Source organism: Streptococcus sp. SCPM-O-B-15304 (M98) (genome assembly GCF_058200215.1).
Window position 1 is genome coordinate 21,941 of record NZ_JBYQGQ010000018.1, and the last position, 7,072, is coordinate 29,012.

The window sequence follows — 7,072 nt, forward strand, 5'->3', positions numbered from 1 at the left end:
GAGTAGACATGATAAAAGGAAAAAATGTAATTTTGACTGCTCAAGATATTGTCGTGGAATTTGATGTTCGTGACAAGATTTTGACAGCTATTCGAGGTGTCTCCATCGATTTGATTGAGGGAGAGGTCCTTGCGTTAGTTGGGGAGTCAGGTTCAGGTAAATCAGTTTTGACAAAAACATTCACAGGAATGTTGGAAGAAAATGGTCGTATTGCACAAGGTAGTATTAATTACCGTGGACAAGATTTGACAACCTTATCTTCTCATAAAGAATGGGAAAGTATTCGTGGTGCAAAGATTGCAACTATCTTCCAAGATCCGATGACCAGTCTAGACCCTATCAAGACAATCGGAAGTCAAATCACAGAAGTTATTATTAAACACCAAGGCAAGACAGCTCAAGAAGCTAAAGAGATGGCTATCGACTATATGAACAAGGTTGGTATCCCGGATGCTGAGAGACGTTTTGATGAATACCCATTCCAGTATTCTGGAGGAATGCGTCAACGTATCGTTATCGCGATTGCTCTTGCTTGTCGTCCAGACATTCTTATCTGTGATGAGCCTACAACAGCTCTTGATGTGACCATTCAAGCACAGATCATTGACTTGTTGAAATCACTTCAACACGAATACCACTTTACAACAATCTTCATCACTCACGACCTAGGTGTCGTAGCAAGTATCGCTGATAAAGTTGCAGTTATGTATGCTGGTGAAATCGTCGAGTATGGTACTGTTGAAGAAATCTTCTACGACCCACGTCACCCATATACATGGAGCCTCTTGTCAAGCTTGCCTCAACTTGCGGATGACAAAGGTGAATTGTACTCAATCCCTGGAACACCCCCATCGCTCTATACTGAATTGAAGGGAGATGCTTTTGCTCTTCGTTCAGACTATGCGATGAAGATTGATTTCGAAGAAAAAGCACCTCAGTTTGCAGTATCAGATACTCATTGGGCGAAAACATGGTTGCTTCATGAACAGGCTCCAAAAGTTTCAAAACCAGCAGTGATTGAAGACTTACACGATAAAATTCGTGAAAAGATGGGCTTTGCTCATCTTGAGGACTAGGAGGAAGGAAATGTCTGAAAAATTAGTAGAAATTAAAGACTTAGAAATTTCCTTCGGTGAAGGAAGCAAAAAGTTTGTCGCTGTTAAAAATGCGAACTTCTTTATCAACAAAGGAGAAACTTTCTCACTTGTTGGAGAGTCTGGTAGTGGTAAGACAACAATTGGTCGTGCTATCATCGGTCTTAATGATACCAGCAAAGGTGATATCATCTTTGAAGGTCAAAAAATTAATGGTAAAAAATCACGTGAACAAGCTTCGGAATTAATCCGTCGTATCCAAATGATTTTCCAAGACCCTGCTGCAAGTTTGAATGAACGTGCAACGGTTGACTATATCATTTCTGAAGGTCTTTATAACCACCATTTATTTAAAGATGAAGAAGAAAGAAAAGAAAAAGTTCAAAATATCATTCGTGAAGTGGGACTTTTGGCTGAACACTTGACACGTTACCCACATGAGTTTTCAGGTGGACAACGTCAACGTATCGGGATTGCCCGTGCCTTGGTTATGCAACCTGACTTCGTTATTGCGGATGAGCCGATTTCAGCCTTGGACGTTTCAGTACGTGCCCAAGTTTTGAACTTGCTCAAGAAATTCCAAAAGGAATTAGGCTTGACTTATCTCTTTATTGCCCACGATTTGTCAGTAGTTCGTTTCATCTCTGATCGTATCGCGGTAATTTATAAGGGTGTCATTGTTGAAGTGGCTGAGACTGAAGAATTGTTTAACAATCCAGTTCATCCATACACGCAAGCACTTCTATCAGCTGTTCCTATTCCAGACCCAATCTTGGAACGTAAAAAAGTTTTGAAAGTCTATGATCCAGATCAACATGACTATGAAACTGATAAGCCTTCTATGGTAGAAATTCGTCCAGGTCACTATGTTTGGGCAAACCAAGCAGAGTTGGAACGCTATAAAAAAGATTTGAAATAAGAAAGAGTTTTGTAATCTTGGTAGAAAAATTCTATTAAGGTTATGAAGCTTTTTTATTTTTGTAAAAGAACATTAGATTAAAGATAGACAACTATATACCCGAAAACATGCTAATACTCAATGAAAATCAAAGAGCAAACTAGGAAGCTAGTCGCAGGTTGCTCAAAGCACGGCTTTGAGGTTGCAGATAAAGCTGACCTAGTAGTTTGGATTTGAGTATAAGCCTAGTCTTCAATGACTCTTGGATGAGAGACCAAAGAAGCTGTTATTCTTTGAAAGTGTATTGAATTTATACAGAATGGAATGGATAAAACTACTTTCAGATAAGCTTTTATGAATCTTCAAAATTAAAATCACTTTCTATTTAAAATATCAGTCTTGCATTGCCTTCCTTTATGTGCTAGAGTTATGGTAACGGTTACAAAATTAAGGAGGGTTTTATGAGAAATCCAGCACTAATAGAAGAAATGAAAACTTACAGAGGGCGAGATGAAGTTCCGCAAGACTTTGACGATTTTTGGGATGGAGAGATTGAGAAGGTTTCGGTCTTGCCAGATTACCAATTAGAGGAACGTGATTTTCGTATTCCAAATGTGAAGTGTTATGAACTCACCTTTAAGGGCACTCGGGAAGGCCTTGTTTATGCACGCGTGGTCTTACCAAAATCAGAAAAGAAAGTACCAGTTATTTTTCACTTCCATGGCTATATGGGACGTTGTTGGGATTGGACAGATATGTTGGCCTTTACAGTCGCTGGTTATGGTGTCGTATCTATGGATGTCCGTGGTCAGTCTGGTTACTCACAAGATGGGTTACGCTCGCCTCTTGGAAATACAGTTAAGGGCCAAATCATCCGTGGTGCAGTAGAAGGAAAAGAGCAACTCTTCTATAAGGATGTTTATCTTGATATTTATCAATTAGTTGAGATTGTAGCTAGCTTCCCACAAGTGGATGAAGGCCAATTAGCAAGCTATGGAGCTTCTCAAGGAGGAGCGCTAGCTCTGGTGGCTGCGGGGCTCAATCCACGTATCAAGCGTACAGTTGCTATTTATCCATTCTTATCAGATTTTAGACGAGTACTTGAGATTGGGAATACCAGCGAAGCCTATGATGAGCTCTTTCGTTACTTTAAGTTCCATGATCCATTCCATGAGACAGAAGAGCAGATTATGGAGACACTCGCCTATATCGATGTAAAAAATCTTGCCCATCGCATTAAGGGGGAAGTTCGAATGATTACTGGGCTTGATGACGATGTTTGCTATCCAATCACTCAGTTTGCTATTTACAACCGTCTGACTTGTGAAAAGAGTTATCGTATCATGCCTGAATACGCTCATGAGGCCATGAATGTTCATGTCAATGATCAAGTTTACAATTGGTTGTGTGGTAGTGAGATCCCCTTTACCTATCTTGGTCACTAAAAATTGAAAAAAAGCTCTGTAGTTTCGAATGAACTACAGGCTTTTCTTTATGTGACCCAGATAATGAGAAAGTAGTTTCAGGTAGTTTGAAACTTCTAAATATCTTTGAAAGTAAAATCTATTATAGATTATGAAGTCTAAAATTTAGAATATTTATTATATAATATGATTAAGATAAAAAGTGAAAGGAGTATAGCTAGTTGCGAATCTTTTAACTTGGAATTTATAAAAGCGCAACAGCATTTCATTACAAAGAATGGAAATTCCATTCAATAATACAGTTTCTTATTTGCATCTAGTCTGAGTGGCTAAAAATTTTAAGCAAAAAAGAAAGCGCTTTATTTATTAAAAATAACGGAAGGGAACACATGAATCAGAGAGATTTTGATAGAAAACAGAGATATGGAATTCGGAAATTTGCAGTTGGAGCAGCTTCAGTAGTGATTGGAGCCGTTGTTTTTGGTGCTGCACCGGCTTTGGCTCAAGAGGCACCATCAACGAATGGTGAAACAGCGGGGCAATCTTTGCCAGAATTGCCTAAGGAAGTAGAGACAGGAAATCTAGCTAATTTAGATAAGGAGCTTGCAGGCCAAGTAACCACAGTAAATAATAGTGGAACAGAAGTGAGACGTGAAGAGTTGCAAGCAAACCCAGGGTCTGAAAAACCAACCGGAACAGAAGCATCAAACGAAACTCCAGCTACAGAGAGTGAAGACGAGGAAGTTGGAAACATTCCCCGTGACTTTTATGCAAGAGAGTTGGAAAATGCCAATACTGTTATAGAGAAAGAAGATGTTGAAACCAATCCTTCAAACGGTCAAAGAGTTGACATGAAGGAGGAGCTCGACAAGCTTAAAAAACTTCAAAATGCGACCATTCATATGGAGTTTAAGCCAGATGCATCTGCTCCACGTTTTTACAACCTCTTCTCAGTCTCTAGTGATACCAAAGTAAATGAGTATTTCACTATGGCCATCCTTGATAACACAGCTATCGTTGAAGGTCGTGATGCAAATGGAAACCAATTCTATGGTGATTATAAAACTGCTCCTTTGAAGATTAAGCCAGGTGAGTGGAACTCTGTAACCTTTACAGTTGAAAGACCAAATGCTGACCAACCAAAAGGTCAGGTTCGCGTCTATGTAAATGGTGTCTTGTCGCGCACAAGTCCTCAGTCTGGTCGCTTCATCCAAGACATGCCAGATGTCAACCATGTACAAATCGGTACAACAAAACGCACAGGCAAAAACTTCTGGGGTGCTAATCTTAAAGTCCGTAATCTAACTGTTTATGACCGTGCTCTTTCTCAAGAAGAAGTTAAAAAACGTAGCCAACTTTTTGAAAGAGGAGAGTTGGAGAAGAAACTTCCTGAAGGAGCAGAAGTTACTGATAAACTGGATGTTTTTGAAGGTGGTGAGAACCGCAAGCCAAATAAAGATGGTATCGCAAGCTACCGTATTCCTGCCCTGCTGAAAACTGATAAAGGAACCTTGATTGCTGGTGCAGATGAGAGACGCTTGCATCACTCTGACTGGGGCGATATCGGTATGGTTGTTCGTCGTAGTGATGATAAGGGCAAAACGTGGGGTGATAGAATTGTCATCTCAAATCCTCGGGACAATGAGAATGCCAGAAGAGCTCATGCGGGATCACCAGTCAACATTGACATGACCCTAGTCCAAGATCCGAAAACTAAGCGAATCTTCTCTATTTTTGATATGTTCGTAGAAGGTGAAGCGGTAAGAGATTTACCAGGAAAAGCACCACAAGCCTATGAGCAAATTGGAGATAAGGTTTATCAGGTTCTATACAAAAAAGGTGAAGCGGGACGTTATACAATACGTGAAAATGGTGAAGTCTTTGACCCTGAAAATAGAAAGACAGAATATCGTGTTGTAGTTGATCCTAAGCAACCAGCCTATAGTGATAAGGGTGATCTTTACAAGGGTGAAGAACTGATTGGTAATGTCTACTTCGATTATAGCGACAAGAATATCTTTAGAGTTTCAAACACCAACTATCTCTGGATGTCTTATAGTGATGACGATGGTAAAACTTGGTCTGCACCAAAAGATATTACATACGGAATTCGTAAGGACTGGATGCACTTCTTAGGTACTGGACCTGGTACAGGTATTGCCTTACATTCAGGACCTCATAAAGGTCGTCTGGTTATCCCTGCCTACACTACAAATAACGTATCCTACCTAAGTGGTTCTCAGTCTTCACGCGTCATTTACTCAGATGACCATGGTGAAACTTGGCACGCTGGTGAAGCGGTCAATGATAACCGTCCAGTAGGTAACCAAACAATTCATTCTTCAACTATGAATAATCCAGGTGCTCAAAATACTGAGTCAACTGTTGTTCAGTTGAATAATGGGGATCTCAAACTCTTCATGCGTGGATTGACAGGGGATTTGCAAGTTGCAACAAGTAAAGATGGCGGAGCGACTTGGGAAAAAGATGTAAAACGCTATTCAGATGTCCAAGACGTCTACGTTCAAATGTCTGCCATTCATACGGTGCAAGATGGTAAGGAATATATCATCCTCAGTAATGCAGGTGGGCCAGGACGTTACAATGGTTTGGTACACTTGGCACGTGTGGAAGCTAATGGAGACCTAACTTGGCTCAAACATAATCCAATTCAAAGTGGTAAATTTGCTTATAACTCCTTGCAAGATCTTGGAAATGGTGAATTTGGCTTACTTTATGAGCATGCAACTGCCACTCAAAATGAATACACCTTATCTTATAAGAAATTCAACTGGGATTTCTTAAGCAAGGATAGAATTGCTCCAACAAAAGCAACTGTGAAAAATGCTGTGGAGATGAGCAAAAATGTCATTGCTCTAGAATTTGATTCTGAAGTATTGGTGAATCAACCACCAGTTCTTAAATTGGCAAATGGGAACTTTGCGACTTTCTTGACGCAATACGATACAAAAACATTGCTTTTCGCAGTTAACAAGGAAGATATTGGTCAAGAAATTACAGAAATCATTGATGGTGCAATTGAGAGCATGCATAATTTGCCTGTAAGTCTTGAAGGTGCAGGAGTCCCTGGTGGTAAAAATGGAGCAAAAGCAGAAATCCATGAAGTCCCAGAATTTACAGGTGCAGTCAATGGTGAAGAAGGTGCAGTTCATGAGGCTCCAGCCTTTGATGGTGGTGTCAACGGTGAGGAAGCCGCTGTTCATAATGTGCCAGCCTTTGAAGGTGGTGTGAACGGCGAAGAAGCCGCTGTTCATGAAGTTTCAGAAATAGAGGTTGAAGAAAATCCACCAGGAACTATTAACGAAGTTCCGGAATTTGAAGGTGGCGTCAACGGTGAGGAAGCCGCTGTTCATAATGTGCCAGCCTTTGAAGGTGGTGTGAACGGTGAGGAAGCCGCGGTCCATGAAGTTCCAGAGGGTAGTCTAGTAGAAAGCTCAAAAGGAGAGTCTGTCATTCATGACGTTCCAGCTTTTGAAGGTGGTGTCAATGGTGAGGAAGCAACTACATCAGAAGTCCCAGAATTTGAGGGTGGCGTCAATGCAGTAGAATCCGCTAAGTTAGATTCTCCAGAATACACAGGTGGTGTCAATGCAGTGGAATCCGCTAAGTTAGAGGTGCCAGAATATACAGGTGGT

The 7,072-nt window shown here is 40.6% G+C and carries 4 protein-coding genes; all 4 read left to right on the top strand.

Annotated features, from left to right (window positions below):
* The first annotated feature begins 8 nt into the window (after positions 1–8).
* Positions 9–1,076: an ABC transporter ATP-binding protein gene (locus AC3E7H_RS09440; RefSeq protein WP_000589653.1), complete on the top strand. Its 1,068-nt coding sequence runs from the start codon at positions 9–11 to the stop codon at positions 1,074–1,076.
* Positions 1,077–1,086: 10 nt separating this feature from the next.
* Positions 1,087–2,013, top strand: a complete 927-nt coding sequence (locus AC3E7H_RS09445; RefSeq protein WP_001291283.1) for an ATP-binding cassette domain-containing protein — start codon at positions 1,087–1,089, stop codon at positions 2,011–2,013.
* A gap of 440 nt (positions 2,014–2,453) precedes the next feature.
* A complete protein-coding gene (locus tag AC3E7H_RS09450; RefSeq protein ID WP_001245640.1) occupies positions 2,454–3,437 on the top strand; it encodes an acetylxylan esterase in 984 nt (327 codons plus the stop codon).
* A 368-nt stretch (positions 3,438–3,805) separates the two neighbouring features.
* Positions 3,806–7,072 (top strand): SIALI-17 repeat-containing surface protein (locus AC3E7H_RS09455; protein WP_490676460.1); only part of this gene is annotated, 3,267 nt, incomplete at its 3' end.

What these genes read in the sequence shown, in the direction of transcription:
- AC3E7H_RS09440 (WP_000589653.1), top strand. Translation starts at nt 9, where the DNA reads ATGATAAAAGGAAAAAATGTAATTTTGACTGCTCAAGATATTGTCGTG.
- AC3E7H_RS09450 (WP_001245640.1), top strand. Translation starts at nt 2,454, where the DNA reads ATGAGAAATCCAGCACTAATAGAAGAAATGAAAACTTACAGAGGGCGA.
- AC3E7H_RS09445 (WP_001291283.1), top strand. Translation starts at nt 1,087, where the DNA reads ATGTCTGAAAAATTAGTAGAAATTAAAGACTTAGAAATTTCCTTCGGT.